A 21,031-nucleotide genomic window follows, 5' to 3' on the forward strand; every position below is an offset into this window, starting at 1 on the left:
GCGGCGGGGTGTGCTTCGCCTCAGCGGTGGCTGGAATCTTGCGGCTCGGTGGGCGTTGACATCGGTGTGACCATGCGTCTTTCCGTGCTGGATCGCTCGCACATCTGGCAGGGGCAGAGCCCGCAGCGAGCCCTGCGGGAAACCGTGCACTTCGCACAAGAGGCCGAGGCCCTCGGTTACCACCGGTTCTGGGTGGCGGAGCACCACAGCGTGCCCGGCGTGGCCGGGGCGGCGCCGACCGTGCTCGCCGCCGCCATCGCCGCCGCGACCACCCGCATCCGGGTCGGCACCGGTGGTGTCATGCTGCCCAACCACCAGCCGCTGGTTGTGGCCGAGCAGTTCGGCGTGCTCGGGTCGCTGTTCCCGGACCGCATCGACATCGGGCTGGGGCGCTCGGTGGGCTTCACCAGCGGCATCCGGCGCGCACTCGGGCGCGACAAAGACGCCGCCGAGGGGCTCGGCGAGCAGCTCGCCGAACTGCTGGGGTACCTGTCCCGGCAGCCCGGCAAGTACCCCGGGGTGCACGCCGTCCCGGCCGAAGGATTGCGGCTGCCGGTATTCCTGCTCGCCACCGGCTCCGGGGCCGGCACCGCCGCCGAGTTCGGCTTGCCACTGGTGATCGCGGCGGTGCACGGCGACGACCGGATGATCCGCACCATCGACTCCTACCGCGAGCACTTCCGCCCATCGGAATGGGCGGCGCAGCCGTACGTCGTCATCGCGCGGTCCGTCGCGGTCGCCGACACCGCGAAGCAGGCCAGGCGGCTGCTCGTCCCCGAGGCCTGGGCGACCGCCTTCTCCCGCACTCGCGGCGAATTCCCGCCGCTGGAACCACCGGAGCAGGTGCTGGCGCGCGAGATGTCCGACCGCGAGCGCACCCAGTTCGAACGCGCGCTGGACGGCCACGTGTCCGGCACGGCAGACGAGGTCGCCGTCGCGCTGAAGGACCTCACCGCGCGTACCGGCGCCGACGAGATCCTGGTGACCACCACGGCCTACGACCCCGAAGACCGCCTCGACTCCTACCGCCGCCTCGCCGCCGTCGCCTGACGACGCCGTCCAGCAACGCCAAGCGACGATTTCGCGCAGTCGGGGGCCGGGGTCAGGTGGGTGGGGTGATGCCGCGGCGGGTGTGGCCGGGGAGGTGATGGACGCGGTCGATTTCACGGCGGTGGCTGGAGTCGAGTTGCCAGGGCACGCTGACCACCATCACGCCCTGCTCGAAACGCAGCCGCCAGGTCAGCCGCAGCGAACTCTGGTTGTGCAGCAGATTCTCCCACCAGTGGCCGACGACATACTCCGGGATGTACACGCACACCAGGTCGCGCGGGCCTTCGCGGCGGATCCGCTTGATGTAGTCGACGACCGGCCGGGTGATCTCGCGGTAGGGGGACTCCACCACCTTCAGCGGCACGTCGATGCCGTGCCGTTCCCACTCACTGCGCAACAGATGCGTTTCCGCGTCGTCGACGTTCACGGTGAGCGCGGTCAGCGTGTCCGGCCGGTTGGCGCGGGCGAACGCCAACGCGCGCAGCGTCGGCTTGTGCAACATGGACACCAGCACCACCGCGTGCACCCTGCTGGGCAGCGTGATCCCGTCACGCTCCGGTTCGAGTTCGCGCCGGACGTCACGGTAGTGCCGGTGGATGGCCCGCATCAGGAAGTACAGCAGCGGGATCGCGATCACCACCAGGTAGGCACCGTGGGTGAACTTCGTGATGAGCACGACGACCAGCACCGTCGCGGTCAGCACCGCGCCGACGGCGTTGACCAGCCGCGACCGGTGGTAGCGCGCCCGGTGCGCGGCGCCGGCGGCGTCGGCGAGCAGGTGGTTCCAGTGCTTCACCATGCCGATCTGGCTCAGCGTGAACGACGTGAACACACCGATGATGTAGAGCTGGATCAGCGCCGTCACGGACCCCTCGAACGCCGCGATGAGCGCGATCGCGACCAACCCGAGCAGCACGATTCCGTTGGAGTGCGCCAGCCGATCGCCGCGGGTGTGCAACTGGCGCGGCAGGTACCGGCGCTGCGCGAGCAACGACCCGAGCATCGGGAAGCCGTTGAAGGCGGTGTTCGCGGCCAGCAGCAGGATCAGCGCCGCGCCGGCCTGCACGACGAAGAACAGCACGCTGTCCAGCCCGAACACCGCGCCCGCGACCTGCGCGATGACGGTGCGCTGCGCGGTGCTGCGGCAGTCCGCCGGGAAGCCAATCAAGTCGCACGGGTTGTTCGCGATCCGCACATCGGAGATCATCGCCAGCGCGGTCACGCCGCTGAACAGGCCGATCGCCAACACCCCCATGATGATCATGGTGCGGCCGGCGTTGACGTCCTTCGGCCGCCGGAACGCGGGCACCCCGTTGGAGATCGCTTCCACCCCGGTCAACGCCGTGCATCCCGAGGAGAAAGCCCGCAGCAGCAGGAAGATCAGGGCGAGCCCGGTGACGTCGAGCTGCTCGGGCCGGATATCCCAGCCAGCGCTCTCCGCGACCGGCGGATGCCCCGCTGCGGCCTGCCCGAGGCCGACGACGATGGTCAGGCCCATCGCCGCGACGAACAGATAGGTCGGCACGGCGAACGCCTGGCCGGACTCTCGAATTCCGCGCAGGTTCATCGCCATCATCAGCACCACGACGACGACGGCGATCCAAACCCGCTGCGGGTACAACGACGGCACCGCCGAGACCAGGTTGTCGACACCGGCCGCGACCGACACCGCTACCGTCATCACGTAATCAACCATCAACGCGGCGGCCACCACCAGGCTCGGATTGCGGCCGAGGTTGCGCGCCACGACCTCGTAGGATCCGCCCCCGCTGGGATAGGCGTGCACGACCTGCCAGTAAGAAGCGACCACGACGGCGAGCAGCACCACGACCGCCAGCGCCACCCACGGCGTCAGGTGCAGCAGCGCCAGCCCGCCGAGCGACAGGATCAGCAGGATCTCCTGTGTCGCGTAGGTGACGGAGGACAGCGGGTCGCTGGCGAAGATCGGCAGAGCGAGCCGTTTCGGCAGCAGCATTTCCCGCAGCCGGTCGCTGCGCACCGGACGCCCCAGCACCAGCCGCTTCAGCACGTGCAACGCCGACGCCACCCCACCAGGCTAGGAGCAACCGCCGCCAAATGCGCTATAGAGCGTGTTCTGGAAGGTGCTGGTGTGTGAAGCGAACGGACCATCTGCGCCACCAAACGAAGCAAACAGTCCGTTCGCTCCACACCGGTTGGTGAGGCAGACAGAACAAAGCCACTCCTGTTGGGCGGCCAGCGGAGCCGCCAGGCAGAACGCGAGCGGCATTTCAGCGGCGTCGGCGTGCGACGGTGATGACTTCCGGGCTGTCGTAGTCCAGCGGGCTGCGATCCCAGTCCCCGAACTGCTCCGCCACCGCCAGGCCCGCGTCGGCCAGGAACGCCGACAACGCCTCCGGATCGAGGAATCGCAGCGTGCTTCGGCTCTGCCACAGCCGGTCCCAACCCGGACTGGTGTAGGTGTGCGTGGCGGAGACGAGATCGCCTTCCACCGGCATCGCGACCTCGCACGCGCAGCGCACCACGGATCCCGCCGGATCCACCACCTCGCCCGAGTACCGCACGTGCCAGTCCTCCCAATCCCGCACAAGCGGATTGCGGGTTTCGAAGACGAAGCTCCCGTCGTCGGTGAGCGCAGCGGCGACGGCTGCGAGCGCTACGTGCAGTTCGTCGTCGCCGAGGAGCACCTGGAAGGCGTGGCCGGTCAGCACGACCAGGTCGAACGCCTGGTCCCAGGCCGGTGCCCCGGCCAGGTCGGCGGGTATCCACTCGATGTCCGAGCGCTCCCGTGCCACCTCCAGCATCCCGACGGCCGGGTCCAGGCCGCACAGCCGCCCGGTGTGGCCGCGGTCCCGCGCGATGCTCAGCAGCGCGCCCGTCCCGCACGCCACGTCCAACACGCACCGCGCGGACATCACAAGGGGCAGGTAGAACCCGAAGTCCGACCGCCCGTCCGGCGGGCAGAAGAGCTCGTAGAGCGCGGCAAGGCGGTGTTCGGATAACTGCACGTCGACCACGGCCGTCAACCTGCCAGAGCCGGTCGGCAACTGGCGACCGAATTCTCCACGGCACCGAGCACCTGAACGTGAGTACTTTTGGTTGCTGCAGAGGCTGTTTGGGATGTGGCGACGAGCGGTTGCGGTGGATCCGCCCGGATCTTCGAAGTACCGAAGCCCCGGCAAGGCCGGGGTGAACGGTCCGTTCGCCCCACGCCCGCAACCCGAAATCAGCACAGGTGACTGAAGCGAGCGGCCCGCCCGCCACGCCTATTGAGGCGAACAGTCCGTTCACTCCACACCAGCGACGCCTCGCACACCACCCCGCCAACAAGACCCAAGACAGCCACCGATGCCCGCCACTCCTGACCGATCGTGTGATGGGTGAGGGGCACCCTTGAGCGGCACAGTCGCTCAAGGGTGCCCCTCACCTCGGTCACTTACGTTCGAGGACTGCTTTTAGGAAGCGTTGGGTTCTTTCGTGCTGGGGGTTCTCGAAGATCGTTGAGGGTGGACCCGATTCGATCACTGCCCCGGAGTCGAACATCAGGACCCGGTCCGAGATCTCCTCCGCGAAGCGCATTTCGTGGGTCACCAGCAGCATCGTCATCGCTGTGGTGTGGGCGAGGTCCCGGATGACGGCGAGGACCTCGCCGATGAGCTCCGGATCCAGGGCGGAGGTGACCTCGTCGAAGAGCATCACCTTGGGGCGCATGGCCAAAGCCCTGGCGATCGCCACGCGTTGCTGCTGGCCGCCCGAGAGCTGGCCCGGTTTGTGGCCGAGGTGCTTCTCCAGCCCGACCATCTGCAGCAGGTCGACGGCGCGCTGCTCGGCCTCCTCCCGCGGCATTCCCAGCACCTGGATCGGCGACAGGGTGACGTTGTTCAGGACCGTCATGTGCGGGAACAGGTTGAAGTGCTGGAATACCATGCCGATCTTGCGCCGTACGGCCGCCTGCCGCCGGGTGTCCGCCGCGCCCACGTCGTTGCGACAGTCCCAAAGCAGCTCGCCGTCGACCTCGACCAGCCCGCTGTCCGGCTGTTCCAACGTCATGAGCAGCCGCAGGATGGTGGTCTTCCCGGAGCCGCTCGGTCCGATGATGGAGACCTTCTCCCCGGCTGCCACGTCGAGGTCCAGTTCGCGCAGCACGTGGTTGTCGCCGAACGACTTCCCCACGCCGGCGAACGAGATCATCGGCTGTACGTCCTCATCGCGGGTGCGCAAGGCGCAGCTCCAATCGTTTGATCAGCTTCGCGGCCGGCAGGCTTACTGCCAGGAACAGCAGGCCCGCGATGGTCAGCGGCTCCAGGTAGCGGTAACTACTGGACCCGATCGAGGTCGCGTGGCTGAGCAGTTCGAAGACCGTGATGGCGGACAGGATCGCCGAGTCCTTGAACATCTGCACCACGTAGTTGCCCAGCGCCGGGATCACGTCGCGCACCGCCTGCGGCAGCACCACGAAACGCCAGCGCTGCCAGGCGGAAAGGCTCAGCGCCGTCGATGCCTCCCACTGCCCGGCGGGCACGCTTTGGATCCCGGCGCGGTAGACCTCGGCGGTGTAGGCGCTGTAGTTGATGCCGAGCACGATGATGCCGGTGACCAGCGGCGAGAACTGCACCCCGGCGTTGGGCAGCACGTAGAAGGCGAAGTACGCCTGAACCAGCAGCGGCGTGCCCCGCACGAACAGGACGAAGAAGTCGAACAGCTTGCCCAGCACCGGAATCCGCGAGTACCGGACGACAGCCACCACGAGCCCGAGCAGCAGCGCGATCACCGTGCCGATGAGCGTGACCTGAACGGTCACCCACAACCCGTCCAAGAGGGACGGGACGATGCTCGCCGCGAAGGACCAGTCCCAGATCATGGGCCGACCACCCGCCTCGGGCCGAGCCCGCGCTGCCGCGGTGCGGGCCGAGCGGGGTCCATCCGGCGCTCGAACCAGGCCGTCGCGATGGACAACAAGTACGCCACGACGAAGTACAGCACCAGGATGGTGCCGAAAACGGCTGCGGTGGCGCCGGTTGTCGCCCGCACCATCTGAGCCCGGAAGGTCAGGTCCGCGACGGTCACCAGCGACACCAGCGAGGTGTTCTTCAGCAGGTCGACGAAGACGTTGCCGAACGGCGGGATCATCGCCGGGATCGCCTGCGGCAGGATGACGTACCGCAGCCGCTGGTACGGGGTCAGGCTCAGCGCGATCGCGCCTTCGCGTTGGCCGCGCGGCAACGCGATGATCGCACCGCGCACGATCTCCGCACCGTAGGCGCCCTCGTTGAGCCCGAGCGCCAGCACCGCCGCGGCGAACGGCACCAGTTGGACCCCGAAGAACGGCAGGGCGAAGAACAGCCAGAACAGCTGGACCAGCATCGACGTGCCGCGGAAGATCTCGATGAACGCCCCGGCCGGCCAGCTCAGCCAGCGTCGCCGCGACATGCGGCACAGGCCCGCCGCGAAGGCGACGACCACGGTGATCACGATGCCCACCGCGGTCAGCGCGAGCGTGATCAGCAGGCCGTTGAGCAGCAGCGGTAGAAACGGGAGGATCTGGGACATGCGCTGGGCTCCCCCGGGTCAGCCCGCAACGGCGCAGAGCTGGTCGCGGGTGACGCTCCGGGCTGCGTCCGCCGAGAATCCCCACTTCGAGAGGATCTGGTCGAACTCGGGGCTGGCCTTCAGTGCGCGCAGCTGTTCGTCGTAGGCATTGACCAGGTCCTGGTCGGACTTGCGGAAACCGGCGCCCGAGCCGGTCTGCTGCACGTCCTGGATCGGCGGCGTGATGTCGATCCCGTCGGTCTTCAGCGAGTTCAGCGACAGGGTCGGCAGGAAGAACGCGTCGGCCCGCCCGGCCTGCACCGCCTCGATCCCGCTGCGGCCGTCGGGGATGTTGACCATCTGCGCGGCCGGCACGTTCTGCGTCTTCAGCGCGCCGTCCTCGAAACCGCCTGGCAGCACGGCAACTTTCACCGTCGGATCGGCTTTGACGGATGCCACGTTGGTCAGTTTCTTGGGGTTGCCCGCCAGCACCGCGAACGACTCCGTCGACACGATTTCCGGTTCGGAGTAGAGGATTTGTCCGCACCGCGACTGCTTCATGAACAGCCCGGCGGCGATGATGTCCCACCGGTTCGCGTTGAGCCCCGGGATCATCGACTCGTAGGGCGTAACCACGCCCTGGATCTCCGGGATTCCCATCCGCTTCAGCACGGCGGCGACCACGTCGGGTTCCGCTCCGGTGACCGTGCCGTCCGGTTTGATCTGCGTGTATGGCGGTTCGTTGGCGATGGCGATGCGGGCGAAGCCCTGCTTGCGAACCTGGTCCAATGTGGATCCCGCCGACTGGCCGGTGCCGGGTTGGGTGAAGCTGCACCCGGCGAGGATTCCGGCCGCAGGCAGGGCTAGGGCCGCCGTCGCGCCACCGCGGAGCAGCTGTCGTCGGGAGATTTCGTTTCTGCGCATCGGCTCACGCCTCCCTCGCATGCATCACCCATTCGAGTGACACTTTGGGGAGAGACGCTAGGTCGCCCGGTTCAACCTGTCAATCACGGATTGTTGACAATGAGTTACCCCTGGAATCGGCCGATCAGCGGTACGAAAGACCGCAAGATGTCGAACCACCTGCACAAACGCACCAAGGAACATCCACAACGTCCTGCACCGAGCGTCACCGCGAGCCGTTCCGCTTAAGCCGATCCGGCGAATTCCGCCGGAAGCACAGGAGTCGGCCACCTGTCCACAATGCTCACTCTTCGTAATGCGAAGCAGGCTGAAAGGCCCGGGGACGCTGTGGTCCCCCAGCCGCGCTGCTCGGGCGACGCCGGGAATGCGACCGGATCCTCCCGAGACCGCACACGATCCGCGCCCCAGCATTCCGACGGCACCCTGGGCCCAGTTCTGCGATCCGACCTTGAGCCCCAGGCATTGCCACTTGCTTGGCGAATGTGCCCGTGCGCCGCATCCGAACCGGGCACTCAGCCATTTTCGCGCCGCTGTAGCTCGACCTCAGCGGTATCCAGGTCCCGGACGCTGGTGAGGGCTTCGGCACCATATCCACCGCACGGGCCACGCGTAGCGGCGATCCACGGTCCAAGCCAGCACGGCATCGAGATCGGCCCTGCGCTCCTCCGGCGCGATGACCAGGCCCGCCGCCGGGCCCACGACCGGTTTGGCGATGGCGCACCAGGTCGTCTCATCCAGCGGGAAGGAGTCCCCCCGGAACCTGCGGTGCAGGAAATCGCCCTCATCCACGGGCACAGGTCCTCGTCAGGTTCCTGGTCGAACCCGAAATGCCCAGGGCTTGTTCCACAGGTTCGCCGACCTGGCTTCCGGTGCGGGCAGCATCCAAGACAGTCAGCGCTCCGGTCTCACCTCGTGGCTCGTGCGCATGCTGGTGTACGCGCGTCGCAGGTCGGGGGCAAGCTCGAAGGTCGCGGAGGAGTCGTTCCCGTCGGTCACGTCCGCGCAGCCGTAGGGGATTGGGCGCGGCGATGTCGGCGTCCCAATCCGGCGAATTCCACCAGCAGCACGGAATTTGGACTTCTGTCAAGTCTTCGCAATGCGAAGCAGGAAGAAAAGTCCGGGTACGCTGTGGTCCCCGGAACGACCAGGAGCGCGCACCATGACCACCGAGCCCTGCTCCCCGGCCGTGCTGCTCGGGCGGCTCCGGGAATGCGACCGGATCCTCCCGAGGCCGGGCACGATCCGCTCGCCCAGCATTCCGGCGGTGCCCTGGGACGAGTTCTGCGATCCGGCCGGGCCGTGGCTGGCGCGCTGCGTGGCGGAATGGCAGGAACGCGGCGGCTTTCGGCACCACCGGGCCGGGATCGTGCTGGTGGCATTCCGGTTCGGCTGGCTGGCCTGCTGCGCCACAGTGCCGGAGTACCACCTCGGCGCGCCGCTCCCCTCGCTGGCCGGGCTGCACGTCGCCGTGACGACCGAAGGCCGCCTCTCCGGACTCCGCCCGACCGGCGATCAGCTCGGCGAGAGCAGCCCGCAGCAATGGTGGGCGCAGCTCAGCCGGGCGTTCGAACCGCTGACCCGGGCACTGCACACGCTCGGCGGGCCGGCCCCGGAAAGCCAGGAATACTGGGGAAATCCGGTCGGATCCCTCGGTACGGTGCTCTGGCGGCTAAAGCGCTCGGGACTGCCCGGCGACGCAATCGCCACGGCCCGCGAGCTCCGCGCGGCCACCGGTCGCGAGCACCTACTCGACCTCGACCCGGAACGCGACCCGTGGACCCGCCGGACAACCTGCTGCCAATGGTGGCGGAACCCCGGCAGCGGCTACTGCGAAGAATGCGTCCTCTGGAATTCCCGTTCACGAAGGATGTGAGAGCGTGTCGTGAGCCGCCACCTTGCGGCGCCGACGTTGACCCGCGCTGCTGGGCTGTTCGCCCCAGCCCCCAGTTTCGGTGTGCCAGCGGTCACGTGGCCAGTGTTGCGGCGCGGGTTTGGCGGGCGATCTCCACGTCTTCGCGCGCCTGCACCACCACCGTGCGCACCGCAGCACCGGGTGCGGAGATGTCGGCGTCCTGTGTCGCCTGCTCGTTCAGCCCCGAATCCACCTTGGTACCAACGAATTTCAGCGCTTCGCAGACCGCCGACCGCACCGGCGGCTGGTGTTCCCCGATCCCGCCGGTGAACACCAGCAGGTCCAACCCGCCGAGCACCGCGATCATCGACCCGGCGTGCCGAACCAGGCTGTGCAGGTACACGTCTACGGCCACCGTCGCGTCCGCGTCGCCGCTATCGCGAGCGGCCAGCACATCGCGCAGGTCACCGGAAACCCCGGACAGCCCGGCCAGGCCGGAGCGCTGCGCCAGCACGTCGAAAAGATCTTGTGGCGCAACGCCTTTCGTGTTCAGCAGCCAGCCGAGCAGGCCCGGATCCACGGTGCCGCTGCGGGTGTTCATGACCAGGCCTTCCTCCGGCGTGAAACCCATCGTCGTGTCCACGCACCGGCCGTCGCGCACCGCCGCCATCGACGCACCGGCACCGAGGTGGCAGCACAGCACCCGCCCCTGCCGCGGCGGCAAAACCGCCAGCTCCGCGCCGCGGACCACCGCGTAGGAATGCGACAAGCCGTGAAACCCGTAACGGCGCAACCCCCACTTCCGGTTCCACTCCCGGGGCAGCGCGTAGGTAGCCGCAGCCGTCGAAAGCCCGGCATGGAACGCGGTGTCCACGCACACCACCGACGGCGTGTCCGGCTCAGCGGTGCGCGCCGCGCGTAGCCCGGCGAGCGCGCGCGGCTGGTGCAGCGGGGCGAGCTCGGTCAACGATTCCAAATACGACAGCACCCCGTCGTCGACCACGGTCGCCGCGACGATCCGCGTGCCGCCGTGCACCACGCGGTGCCCCACCGCGTCCGCCCCGTGCTCGTCGAGGAACCTGCGGATCGGCTCCGCCCCGCCCTCCCAGCGCTCCAGGGTCTCCTCCGCGACCGCCTCGTCGCCGTCCAGCAACCCGAGCTTGAGGCTGCTGGAGCCCGCGTTCACGGTCAGCACCCTCATCGCGCCGACCACACCCAGTCCCGGATCTCCGGCATGTCCTCGCCGCGCGTCGACACGTAGTGCCGGTGCTCGATCAGCTTGGTCTGCAACGCTTCTCGCGCGTACGCCGCGCGCGGGCCGAGTCGCGGCACCCGGTCGATCACGTCGATCGCCAGGTTGAACCGGTCGATCTGGTTGAGCACGCACATGTCGAACGGCGTGGTCGTGGTGCCCTCCTCCCGGTAGCCGCGGGCATGGATGTTGTCGTGGTTATGCCGCCGGTAGGTCAACCGGTGGATCAGCCAGGGATAGCCGTGGTAGTTGAAGATCACCGGCCGGTCGCGGGTGAACAGGCTGTCGAACTCGGCGTCGGACAACCCGTGCGGGTGCTCGCGCTCGTCCTGCAACCGCATCAGGTCCACCACGTTGATCACCCGGATGCGCAGGTCCGGGAAGTGCTCTCGGAGCAGGTCGACGGCCGCCAGCGTCTCCATCGTCGGCACGTCGCCAGCGCAGGCCATCACCACGTCGGGCTCGCCGTCCTGATCGCTGCTCGCCCAGTCCCAGATCCCGATTCCCCTGGTGCAGTGCACGATCGCCGCGTCCATGTCCAGGTACTGCGGGGCGGGCTGCTTGCCGGCCACCACCACGTTGATGTAGTTCCTGCTGCGCAGGCAGTGGTCGGCCACCGACAGCAGCGTGTTGGCGTCCGGCGGCAGGTAGACCCGCACCACCTCGGCCTTCTTGTTCATCACGTGGTCGATGAACCCCGGGTCCTGGTGCGAGAAGCCGTTGTGGTCCTGCCGCCACACGTGCGAGGTCAGCAGGTAGTTCAGCGACGCGATCGGCTGCCGCCAGGCGAGCTGGTCGGTGACCTTCAGCCACTTGGCGTGCTGGTTGACCATCGAGTCCACGATGTGCGCGAACGCCTCGTAACAGGAGAAGAACCCGTGCCGGCCGGTGAGCAGGTAGCCCTCCAGCCAGCCCTGGCAGGTGTGCTCGGAGAGGATCTCCATCACCCGGCCGTCCGGGGCGAGCGAGTCGTCGCCCGGTTCGGTTTCGGCGTCCCAGGTCCGGGACGTCGCGTCGAGGATCGCGTTGAGCCGGTTGGAGTTGTTCTCGTCCGGGGAGAAGACACGGAAGTTGCGTTCGTCCTCGTTCAGGCGCATCACGTCACGTAGGAAACCGCCCAGCACCCGGGTGGCCTCGCCGATGGTGGCGCCCGGTTCGTCCACCCGCACCGCGTACTGCCGGAAGTCGGGCATCCGCAGCGTGCGCAGCAGGAGACCGCCGTTGGCGTGCGGGTTGTCGCTCATCCGCCGCCTTCCGGACGGGTTGTGGTCCTTGATCCGCTGCACCGGCGCGCCGTGGGGTTCGAACAGCGCGGCCGGTTCGTAGCTGCGCATCCAGGATTCGAGCTGGCGCAGGTGCGCCTGGTCGTTGCGCGGGTCGCTGATCGGCACCTGGTGCGACCGCCAGCTGCCCTCAACCTGCTTACCATCCACAGTGGCCGGTCCGGTCCAGCCCTTCGGGGTGCGCAGCACGATCATCGGCCACCGCAGCCGCAGCATCCGGCCGTCCCGGCGGGCCCGGCGCTGGATCGCGGCGATCTCGTCCAGACACCGGTCCAGCGTCGCGGCGAACAGGTGGTGCATCGGCTCCGGCTCCGAACCGGACACCAGGTACGGCTCGTAGCCGAAGCCGCGCAGCATGCCGAGCAGCTCGTCGTCCGGGATGCGCGCCAGTACTGTCGGATTGGCGATCTTGTAGCCGTTGAGGTGCAGGATCGGCAGCACCGCGCCGTCGGTGACCGGGTCCAGGAACTTGTTGGAGTGCCAACTGGTGGCCAGCGGTCCGGTCTCCGCCTCACCATCACCGACGACGCACGACACGATCAGGTCGGGGTTGTCGAAGGCTGCGCCGTAGGCGTGCGAGAGCGAGTACCCGAGCTCGCCGCCCTCGTGGATCGAGCCCGGCGTCTCCGGCGCCACGTGGCTGGGAATCCCGCCGGGGAAGGAGAACTGCGTGACCAGGCGGCGCAGGCCCTCGTAGTCCTGCGCGACGTCCGGGTAGACCTCGCTGTAGGTGCCCTCCAGCCACGCCGCCGCGACCAGGCCGGGGCCGCCGTGCCCCGGCCCGATCACGTACATCATGTCCAGGTCGCGGGCCCGGATCGCCCGGTTGAGGTGGGCGTAGATGAAGTTCAGGCCCGGCGTGGTGCCCCAGTGCCCGAGCAGCCGGGGCTTGATGTGCTCGGGGCGCAGCGGCTCCCTCAGCAGCGGGTTGTCCATCAGGTAGATCTGCCCGACGGACAGGTAGTTGGCGGCCCGCCACCACAGCTGCAGCCCGTCGACCTCCTGCGCGTCCAGGTGTTCGGACACGGCGGGCGTGGTGGTCCAGGTGGCCCCAGCGGTTTCGGTGCTGATCTCACTGCTCATCCCGGCTCCTAATGCTCGGCACCCCGCCATTCAGCGTGCTGGGCACCAGCTGGTTCGCAACTCGGGGATCCTGCGGAAAACAACAGCTGATCAGTGCTGCGCCGCATTCCGCCACGCGCCTCGCCGCCATAGCTTTCGCACCGTGACTGGAAGGTTGATCCCCACGCGGTTCCGGTTGGCGGCCGGGCTGGGGTGCGCGCTGGCCGTGCTCGCGGTGCTCGCGGCCAGCGACGGGCCAGGGACCACCTCGTCGAGCGGCTGCGTGCGGAAGGGCTACAGGTCGAGGCGTTCGGTGGGCGCGCGCTCGTCCGCCGGGCTGGCAACCTTCGGCCGGGCGGACAACGTGGTGGCGACGCTGCCGGGAACCGCATCGACGGGAACGGTCCTGCTCGCCGCCCACTACGACTCCGCGTCCGTCGGGCCCGGAGCTTCCGACGACCTCTTGCTGCTGATCATCGTTGGCGAGGAGGAAGGGTCGCTCGGGGCGGAGGGCGTTCGTCCGGGAGCATCCGCTCGCCAATCGGGGAGGAGTGGTCCTCCGGCAGGCCGGGCATCGGCGTCCCAGCATTGTTTGGTGATCAAGCCTTGCGTTTCGTTGCAATACAAGTCAGGTCGGGACAGATGAACTGGTGCACTTCGGACTGTTCTGCTCACAGCTGTCCCGCATACGGTCGGCCCGAAGCCCGGTGAAGGCGCCAACGCGCTCGGCGACGCAGGTGGCGGGCAGCCGTGACCAACTAACTGGGGCACGGGTGGCCTCACCCGATCCGCTAGAGGAGGCGGTCGACGGTGATCTCGGCGGCGGAGCGGCGAGCCGCCGCGATGACGTCCAGGGCTGCCACCGCGTCCGCCGGGTCCACCGGCGGCGGTGTGCCGTCGCGCAGCGCCTTGACGACCCCGTCGTAGAACGCCAGGTAGTCGCCCGCTTCGCTGGGCACCCGCCGGACGTCGTCGCCGACGCCCAGGACACCCCACAAGTCCTCCGGTTCCCGGCCCCAGGTGTCGTCGACGGGCACGCGCCCGGCGCGCAGCTCGGCTTCCTGCGGGTCCAAGCCGTACTTGGTGAAGGTGGCCGCATCGCCGAGCACCCGGAATCGCGGGCCCGGCCGCGCCGCGACCTTGCTCATCCACAGGTGCGAGCGCACGCCGCTGGCGTGGGTGAGCGCGATGAATGTGTCGTCGTCGGCCCGCACCCCGGCCCGCCGGCAGTCGATCTCGGCGTAGACGGCGGCGACCTGTCCGAACAGCTGCAGGGCTTGGTCGATGAGGTGGCTGCCGAGGTCGTAGAGGATGCCCGCGACGTCCTCCGCGCCGCCGGAGTCCCGCCAGGTCGGCTTCGGCGTCGGCGACCACCGCTCGAACCTCGACTCGAAACGGTGCACCCGGCCCAGCTCGCCGTCGTCCAGCAGCTTGCGCACAGTGCGCATGTCGTTGTCCCACCTGCGGTTCTGGAAGACTGTCAGCAGCTGGCCCTTGGCCGCCGCGTGCTCGATCAGCTGCCGCCCTTCGAGCGAGGTCGGGGTGAACGGCTTGTCCACCACGACCGGCAGCCCGGCGTCCAGCGCGGCGGTTGCCAGCTCGGCGTGCGTGCGGTTCGGGCTGGCGATCACCACCAGGTCGAGCTCGCGCCCCAGCAGCGCGTCCATGTCACCAACCGCTGCGGCCTCCGGATGCTCGGCGCGCACCTGCTGCTGCCGCTCGGGGTTGGCGGTGACGACCGCCGCCAGCCGCAGCGACGGGTGGGCTGCGATCAGCGGGGCGTGGAAGATCGCGCCGCCGACGCCGTAACCGACAAGTCCGACTCGCAGTGCAGAGCTCATGCCCCCATTAGACCCCGCCACCCAGCCCGGCCCCGTCCCCGTTGACCGCAATTTCCATTGAAATCGAAGGTCCGATCAGTGAAGGCCGCTTAGAACCCGCACCGCAATGCAGGAAAGGGTTGGAAAACGCTCAATGGAATTGCGGCACCAGGTCAGGCCGAGGCCCGGCGCGGGCCCACGTTGGTCTGGCCCGGGAAGACCAGGCCGGTCTCGTAGGCCGTGATCACCAGCTGGGTACGCGAGCTGAGGTGCAGCTTCTGCATCACGTGGTAGAGGTGCGACTTCACCGTCAGCTCCGCCAGCCCGAGGTTCCGGGCGATCTCGGCGTTCGACCCGCCGCGCGCGACCTCCAGCAGCACGTCCAGCTCCCGCTCGGTCAGCGCGCTCAACTCGCTGCGGGCGTCGCGGACGCCCAGCGCCGCGAAGCGCTGCAACAGCCGCTTGGTGACTCGCGGCGACAGCAACGCATCCCCAGCAGCAACGGTGTGCACGGCCTTGACCAACTCCTCCGGCGTGGCGTCCTTGAGCAGGAAACCGCTGGCCCCGGCACGCAAGGCGGCGTAGACGTACTCGTCGAGGTCGTGCACCGTGAGCATGATCACCGAGGTCTCGCCGCCGGTTTCCGCGATGATGTCGCGGGCCGCCGCGATGCCGTCTTTGCCCGGCATCCGCACGTCCATCAACACCACGTCGGGCCGCCGGCGGCGCACCGCGGACAGCGCCGCTTCACCGTCGGCGGCTTCGGCCAGCACGCGCAGGCCCGGTTCGTTGGACAGCAACGCGACCAGCCCCGCACGAATCATGGCTTGGTCGTCGGCTACCAGGACGGTCGTGTCCGCAGTTTCCACGCCGGGCCTCCTCGGTCCGGGCCGCCCGAATTCCGGCTCAGGGCAGGTCCGAATATTCCGCGCACGGTAGCATGGCTTGAAGGTGAAATCCGTTCAAAACCGGATGCGCGGTCAAGGTTCCGCCCAGCAGCGCAACGCGTTCCCGCAGTCCGATCAGCCCGTGGCCCGACTGTTCGGATAGAGGTCGGGGGTCCACCGCGTCCAGCCCGCCTAGGTGGTTGGTCACCTCGATCCGCAACGCGTCCGGCCGGTAGTCCAGCAGGACCCGCGCCCGCCCGGAGCCAGCGTGCTTGAGCACGTTGGTCATCGCCTCCTGCAAGATCCGGTACGCGGTCATCTCCACCCCGGAGCCCAGCTCGCGGACCTGGCCGCGCCGGTCGAGCTTCCACACCACGCGCCCGCCGCGCACCGACTCGACCAGCTTGTCCACGCCGTCCAGGCTGGGCGTCGGCTGCCAGTCAATCGGGTCCTGACCAGCGGAGTTACGATCGCGCAGCACGTTGAGCAGGTTGCGCATCTCGCCCAGCGCGCTGCGGGAGGTCTGCTCCAGCTCCTGCAAGGTCTGCCGGGCGTGTTCCTGGTCGCGGTCGATCAGCGCCCGCGCGACGCCCGCCCGCAACGCCACCACGGACAGGTTGTGCGACACGATGTCGTGGAACTCCCGTGCTATGCGGGCCCGTTCGACGGCCGCGGCATCGGCGGCGAGCTGGTCGCGGGCGTCGTCGAGCAGCGCCAGGGTCTGCTCCAGCTGCGCCGCGCGACGCCGGCCGACCTGCATCGCGCGCGCCCAGCCGATCACCATGACGAGGTTCACCACCGCGCCCGCGATCCGCAGCAGGCTCTCCACCGGCGACAGCTCGTAGACGACCATCTCGGTGACCGGGTAGACCATCGCGATCGTCGCGGCGACCACCGACGCGATCCGCGATCCGCGCACGCAGACCGAGTAGACCGCGACGAGGATCACCAGGTTCAGCCCGCCGATGTAGAGCTTGAGCAGGGTGAGCGCGACGGTGACCGCCAGCAGCACGAACAGCACCAGCCAGGGCACCCGTCGCCGCAGCGGCAGCATGCTGGTGGCCGGCACGCTCACCACCAGCGGCCACCACCAGACCATCCACGGCGGATGCTCGCCGATGGAGAGGTCGAAGCCGTGCAACACGCACAGCACGACCACGAACACGACATCGCCGAGCACCACGCGGCGCGCGGTGATCCAGGCCAGCAAGCCCGTCCGCGGCGTCGCGACAGCGGAGCGGCCAAGCGCATGATCGACCATCGAACCTGCCTCACACCGTGCGCGGATCAGCTCGCTGGCGAGCCAGAACGGGTCCGTGAGCGGCAAAACCGCTCACGGACCAAGATCCTGCGTACTGCCCCGAGGCGCTTCATCCGCCGAAAGTCGTAGCGGAAACCTACCCGCTCGCGATCAACGACGGGGCCGGAACGATCAGTATCCGCGCGCGACCCACTCCTCGAACTGGGGCCGGACCGCGCCGATCGTGGTGCTCTCCCCGTGTCCCGTTCGGACCTCGGTGTCCTCCGGCAAGGGCAGCAACCGGTCCCGGATGGACGCCGTGACCGTCCCGAAGTCCGAATAGGACCGACCGGTGGCGCCGGGCCCACCGGCGAACAAGGTGTCGCCGGTGAACACCACGCCCAGCTCGGGCGAGTACAGGCACACCGCGCCCGGCGCGTGGCCGGGCGTGTGCAGCACCTGCAGCCCGATGCCGCCGACCTCGACCACTTGGCCGTCGGCGAACTCCCGGTCGGGCCGGCGGTCCGGGTGGACCAGGTTCCACAGCACCAGGTCGTCCGGGTGCAGGACGATCGGCGCCCCGACCGCATCGGCCAACTCCGGTGCCTTGCGCACGTGGTCGTCGTGGGCGTGCGTGCACAGCACGGCCAGCACCCGGCGGTCGCCGACGAGCCGGCGGATCGCCTCGACGTCGTGCGGCGCGTCGATGATCACGCACTCCTGGTCGTCGCCGACCACCCACGCGTTGTTCTCGACGTCGAAGGTCTGGCCGTCCAGCGAGAACGTGCCCGATGTGGTCGCGTGATCGATGCGCACCGCCATCAGAAGACCACCACCGAACGCAGCACCTCACCGCGGTGCATCTTCTCGAACGCCTGCTCCACCTGGTCCAGCGCGATCTCCTCGCTGACGAACTTCTCCAGCGGCAACCGGCCCTGCTGGTAGAGCTCGATCAGCATCGGGAAGTCGCGTTCCGGCAGACAGTCCCCGTACCAGCTGGACTTCACCGCGCCGCCGCGGCCGAACACGTCCAGCAGGGGCAGTTCCAGCTTCATCTCCGGGGCGGGCACCCCGACCAGCACCACGGTGCCGGCCAGGTCGCGGGCGTAGAAGGCCTGCTTGAACGTCTCGGGGCGGCCGACCGCGTCGACCACCACGTCGGCGCCGAAACCGTCGGTGAGCTCGCGGATCGCCTCGACGCTGTCGGTCTCGGAGGCGTTGACGGTGTGCGTGGCGCCGACCTGGCGCGCCCACTCAAGCTTCTTCGGATCCGTGTCCACCGCGATGATCCGCCGCGCCCCGACCATGCTGGCCCCGGCGATCGCGCCGTCCCCGACGCCACCGCAGCCCAGCACCGCGACCGTGTCGCCCGGCCCGGCGTTGCCGGTGTTGACGGCGGCCCCGATCCCGGCCATCACGCCGCAACCCAGCAGTCCGGCCACCGCCGGACGCGCCGACGGGTCCACTTTGGTGCACTGGCCGGCGTGCACCAGCGTCTTCTCCGCGAAGGCGCCGATGCCCAGCGCGGGCGACAGCGGGGTGCCGTCGGTCAGCGTCATCGGCTGCGCCGCGTTGTGCGTGTTGAAGCAGTACTGCGGCCGACCACGCTTGCAGGCCCGGCACACCCCGCACACCGCGCGCCAGTTGAGGATCACGAAGTCGCCGGGTGCCACGTCGCGCACACCCTCGCCGACCGCCTCGACGACACCTGCGGCCTCGTGCCCTAGCAGGAACGGGAATTTGTCGCTGATCCCACCCTCGCGGTAGTGCAGATCGGTGTGGCACACGCCGCACGCCTGCACCCGCACCACCGCCTCGCCTGGTCCCGGATCCGGAACATTGATGGTTACCACCTCGACCGGTCGGCCTTTCCCGGTCGCCACCACCGCGCGGACGTCGGCCACGAGCACCTCCAGCATTTCGTCGTTTCCAACCACCATCGTCATATGCGAGCACGAGCATCAGCAAGAGCACTCCCCGGCCGATTACGAACACGCAGAGTCACAGATCGGCTACTGTACGATTCCGGATAAAAGGGGGAGGACGATCATGGTCGACACGCGCATCCCGCCCGTCCGGGAGATGGACATCGATCGGCCCTGCGCCGCCCGGATCTACGACGCGTTCCTCGGCGGCAGCCACAACTTCGGCTGCGAGCGGGCTTTCGCGGAGCGCCTGGAGCGGGAGCTGCCGGACATCAGTGAAACGTACCGGGAGAACCGGGCGTTCCTCCGGCGGGTCGTGGAGTACCTGCTCGCGCACGGTGTCCGCCAGTTCATCGACCTGGGCTCGGGCATCCCCACGATCGGCCACGTGCACGAGGTGGCGCGGCGCCGCACGCGCGACTTCCGGGTGCTCTACGTGGACAACGAGCCGCTCACCGTCGCGCACAGCAAACCGCTGCTGGCCGGCGAGCCGCGCGCCGAGATCGTCCGGGCGGACTGCCGCGACCCGAAGTCCGTCCTGAACTCCCCGGAGGCCGCCGAACTGCTCGACCCGGCCGAGCCGGTGGGGCTGCTGATGGCGCCGGTGCTGCACTTCATCCCCGACTCCGACGACCCGGTGGCGCTGGTCGAGACCTACCGCGACGCGCTGGTTCCCGGCAGCCACCTGGTGATCTCGCACCTGACCGGCAGCCACGCCCCGGACGAGATGCGCATCCTCGCGGGCCACTACGCGGAGACCGCAGACCCGTTGCAGCCGCGCGAAGTGGAATGGATCGAGAAGCTGTTCGGCGACTTCGAGGTCGTGCGGCCCGGCACGACGTTCCTGTCGGACTGGCGCCCCGAACCCGGTCGGACGACCGCGAAGCAGCCCTACTGCCTCCTCCACGGCGGTGTCGCCCGCAAGCACTGACTCGTGACGCGATTTCCAAATTGAAACTGGGTCCGCCCCAGCGCGCGGCGGCGTCGCGGTAGGTCAGCGGCGGATGAACAGCAGCAGGACACCCGCGATGATCGCCGCGATGCCCGCTGCCAGCCAGGCGCCTGCCAGTCCGGCCTGTTCGGCGAAGATGCCGAAGAGCAGCGGTCCGAGGCTGCCGCCGAGGTAGATGCCGGTCTGCGTGAACGCGGTGGCGCTGGCGACCCGGTCCGGGGCGATCTTGGCGACGGTGAAGTTCAGCAGCCCCGGCCACGCCCAGCCCGCGCCGAAGCCGATGGACACCCCGATCAGGAATGCCACCGTCGAACCCACCGCCATCAGCCCGAAGCCGATCGACCCGATCAGCAGCATCGCGGTGATCACCCGCAGCAGGTTCGGGTTCTTGCGGTCAGCGAGCACGCCCGCGCACAGCCGGATCGTCAGCCCGGTAGCCGAGCCCAGCGACAGCACCAGCCCGGCCACCGCCGGGCTGAACCCGACCTCGACGGCCGTCGAGGTGACGAACGCGCCGAGCGCGTTGGCCGCAGCCGAACCGAGGCCGCCGGAAATCGCCAGCAACAGCAGCGCGCCCCGGGCGTCGTTGCGACCGGCGGTGTCGCCGCGTTTGATGACGGACCGCTCGGCGTCCCGCAGCCGCGGCACCGCGACGGCGGCGACCAGGCCGACCAGCCCGGCGATCACGAACACCCACCGCCATCCGACTGTCAACGCCACGGCGGGCACCGCGACCCCCGCCAGCAGCGTCGCGGCCGGAATGGAGGACTGCTTTACGCCGAAGCCCATACCTCGGCGGTTGGCCGGAATCCCTTGGGCGATCAGCAGGTTCGATGCCGGTTGCACCAGCGAGTTCGGCAGTCCGGCCACCCACAGCAGCCCCAGCAGCCACGGCGCTTCGGGTGCCCAGGCCAGGCCGAACAAGCAGAGCGAGCTGCCCAGCGCGCCCAGCCGCATGCCCAGGCGGGCGCCGATCCGCTCGACGACCCACCCCATCGTCCGGGACGACGCCGATGCGACGCCGAAGAAACCTGCCGCCCCCACTCCCAGCAGCGCCGCGCCGAACCCGAGGTCCTGCTGCAGTTGCACGCCCATGCCGCCGACGAGGAACACTGGGAAGACCCCGACCGTGACCACCGCGGCCACCGACGACAGCACCCGCGGGATCCCGATGGTCCGCGACACCTGCCCGGCGACGGCCACTGCGGGCATGCGTCCTCCTCGGTGCTTGCGGTGTGCTGTCTTACCAGCGTGGGAACCGACCGAATTTTTAGCA

The 21,031-nt window shown here is 69.0% G+C and carries 19 protein-coding genes; 4 read left to right on the forward strand and 15 right to left on the reverse strand.

The window, feature by feature from the left end:
• Positions 1-72: 72 nt before the first annotated feature.
• The gene (locus SSPN_RS0111910; protein WP_044573835.1) at positions 73-1,050 is read left to right on the forward strand and encodes an LLM class flavin-dependent oxidoreductase; all 978 of its coding nucleotides are present in this window, start codon (positions 73-75) and stop codon (positions 1,048-1,050) included.
• Between the two features lie 52 nt (positions 1,051-1,102).
• On the opposite strand, the gene SSPN_RS0111915 is transcribed toward SSPN_RS0111910, so the two are convergent.
• From SSPN_RS0111915 to SSPN_RS0111945, 7 genes are all read right to left on the reverse strand, one after another.
• Entirely contained in the window at positions 1,103-3,025 is a 1,923-nt protein-coding gene (locus SSPN_RS0111915) for an APC family permease (RefSeq protein WP_101377242.1), read from the reverse strand.
• Between the two features lie 274 nt (positions 3,026-3,299).
• Complete coding sequence (locus tag SSPN_RS0111920; RefSeq protein ID WP_010694887.1) at positions 3,300-4,046, reverse strand: methyltransferase domain-containing protein; 747 nt, start codon at positions 4,044-4,046, stop codon at positions 3,300-3,302.
• Positions 4,047-4,461: 415 nt separating this feature from the next.
• On the reverse strand, positions 4,462-5,220 hold the full coding sequence (ehuA, locus tag SSPN_RS0111925; protein ID WP_044572857.1) for an ectoine/hydroxyectoine ABC transporter ATP-binding protein EhuA: 759 nt from the start codon (positions 5,218-5,220) through the stop codon (positions 4,462-4,464).
• Between the two features lie 13 nt (positions 5,221-5,233).
• Positions 5,234-5,890, reverse strand: coding sequence for an ectoine/hydroxyectoine ABC transporter permease subunit EhuD (gene ehuD / locus SSPN_RS0111930; RefSeq protein ID WP_010694891.1), 657 nt, complete (start codon positions 5,888-5,890; stop codon positions 5,234-5,236).
• Positions 5,887-6,579 carry an ectoine/hydroxyectoine ABC transporter permease subunit EhuC gene (ehuC, locus tag SSPN_RS0111935; RefSeq protein ID WP_010694893.1) on the reverse strand — a complete coding sequence of 231 codons (693 nt, stop codon included), beginning with the start codon at positions 6,577-6,579 and terminating at the stop codon, positions 5,887-5,889. Before ehuC ends, ehuD begins: the two co-directional genes overlap by 4 nt.
• Before the next feature lie 18 nt (positions 6,580-6,597).
• Positions 6,598-7,482 carry an ectoine/hydroxyectoine ABC transporter substrate-binding protein EhuB gene (ehuB, locus tag SSPN_RS0111940; protein WP_010694894.1) on the reverse strand — a complete coding sequence of 295 codons (885 nt, stop codon included), beginning with the start codon at positions 7,480-7,482 and terminating at the stop codon, positions 6,598-6,600.
• Positions 7,483-8,025: 543 nt separating this feature from the next.
• On the reverse strand, positions 8,026-8,277 hold the full coding sequence (locus tag SSPN_RS0111945; protein ID WP_029535234.1) for a hypothetical protein: 252 nt from the start codon (positions 8,275-8,277) through the stop codon (positions 8,026-8,028).
• A gap of 364 nt (positions 8,278-8,641) precedes the next feature.
• Here SSPN_RS0111945 and SSPN_RS0111955 point away from each other — a divergent pair, with 364 nt between their 5' ends.
• The gene (locus SSPN_RS0111955; RefSeq protein ID WP_010694900.1) at positions 8,642-9,355 is read left to right on the forward strand and encodes a (2Fe-2S)-binding protein; all 714 of its coding nucleotides are present in this window, start codon (positions 8,642-8,644) and stop codon (positions 9,353-9,355) included.
• Positions 9,356-9,446: 91 nt separating this feature from the next.
• Here the strand turns inward: SSPN_RS0111955 and SSPN_RS0111960 are convergent, their stop codons facing one another.
• Positions 9,447-10,535 carry an acetate/propionate family kinase gene (locus SSPN_RS0111960; RefSeq protein WP_044573842.1) on the reverse strand — a complete coding sequence of 363 codons (1,089 nt, stop codon included), beginning with the start codon at positions 10,533-10,535 and terminating at the stop codon, positions 9,447-9,449.
• Positions 10,532-12,952 carry a phosphoketolase family protein gene (locus tag SSPN_RS0111965; protein ID WP_010694904.1) on the reverse strand — a complete coding sequence of 807 codons (2,421 nt, stop codon included), beginning with the start codon at positions 12,950-12,952 and terminating at the stop codon, positions 10,532-10,534. The genes SSPN_RS0111960 and SSPN_RS0111965 overlap by 4 nt, the downstream gene beginning before the upstream one ends.
• Positions 12,953-13,298: 346 nt before the next feature.
• Between SSPN_RS0111965 and SSPN_RS59605 the strand changes: the two genes are divergently transcribed.
• Positions 13,299-13,577: a M28 family metallopeptidase gene (locus SSPN_RS59605; RefSeq protein WP_237710633.1), complete on the forward strand. Its 279-nt coding sequence runs from the start codon at positions 13,299-13,301 to the stop codon at positions 13,575-13,577.
• Between the two features lie 145 nt (positions 13,578-13,722).
• On the opposite strand, the gene SSPN_RS0111975 is transcribed toward SSPN_RS59605, so the two are convergent.
• The 5 genes from SSPN_RS0111975 to SSPN_RS0111995 form a co-directional block, all read right to left on the reverse strand.
• Positions 13,723-14,772, reverse strand: a complete 1,050-nt coding sequence (locus SSPN_RS0111975) for a Gfo/Idh/MocA family protein (protein WP_010694912.1) — start codon at positions 14,770-14,772, stop codon at positions 13,723-13,725.
• 152 nt (positions 14,773-14,924) lie between these two features.
• Positions 14,925-15,620 carry a response regulator gene (locus tag SSPN_RS0111980; protein WP_010694914.1) on the reverse strand — a complete coding sequence of 232 codons (696 nt, stop codon included), beginning with the start codon at positions 15,618-15,620 and terminating at the stop codon, positions 14,925-14,927.
• Positions 15,621-15,657: 37 nt separating this feature from the next.
• Positions 15,658-16,899: a sensor histidine kinase gene (locus SSPN_RS0111985; protein ID WP_083821880.1), complete on the reverse strand. Its 1,242-nt coding sequence runs from the start codon at positions 16,897-16,899 to the stop codon at positions 15,658-15,660.
• A 171-nt stretch (positions 16,900-17,070) separates the two neighbouring features.
• Entirely contained in the window at positions 17,071-17,700 is a 630-nt protein-coding gene (locus SSPN_RS0111990; RefSeq protein WP_010694920.1) for an MBL fold metallo-hydrolase, read from the reverse strand.
• Positions 17,700-18,818, reverse strand: coding sequence for an S-(hydroxymethyl)mycothiol dehydrogenase (locus SSPN_RS0111995; protein WP_237710525.1), 1,119 nt, complete (start codon positions 18,816-18,818; stop codon positions 17,700-17,702). The genes SSPN_RS0111990 and SSPN_RS0111995 overlap by 1 nt, the downstream gene beginning before the upstream one ends.
• Before the next feature lie 109 nt (positions 18,819-18,927).
• Between SSPN_RS0111995 and SSPN_RS0112000 the strand changes: the two genes are divergently transcribed.
• Complete coding sequence (locus SSPN_RS0112000; RefSeq protein ID WP_010694924.1) at positions 18,928-19,734, forward strand: SAM-dependent methyltransferase; 807 nt, start codon at positions 18,928-18,930, stop codon at positions 19,732-19,734.
• Between the two features lie 63 nt (positions 19,735-19,797).
• On the opposite strand, the gene SSPN_RS0112005 is transcribed toward SSPN_RS0112000, so the two are convergent.
• Complete coding sequence (locus SSPN_RS0112005) at positions 19,798-20,967, reverse strand: MFS transporter (protein ID WP_029535237.1); 1,170 nt, start codon at positions 20,965-20,967, stop codon at positions 19,798-19,800.
• Positions 20,968-21,031: the final 64 nt, after the last annotated feature.

The sequence above is a fragment of the Saccharopolyspora spinosa NRRL 18395 genome (assembly GCF_000194155.1).
Lineage (GTDB): Bacteria > Actinomycetota > Actinomycetes > Mycobacteriales > Pseudonocardiaceae > Saccharopolyspora > Saccharopolyspora spinosa.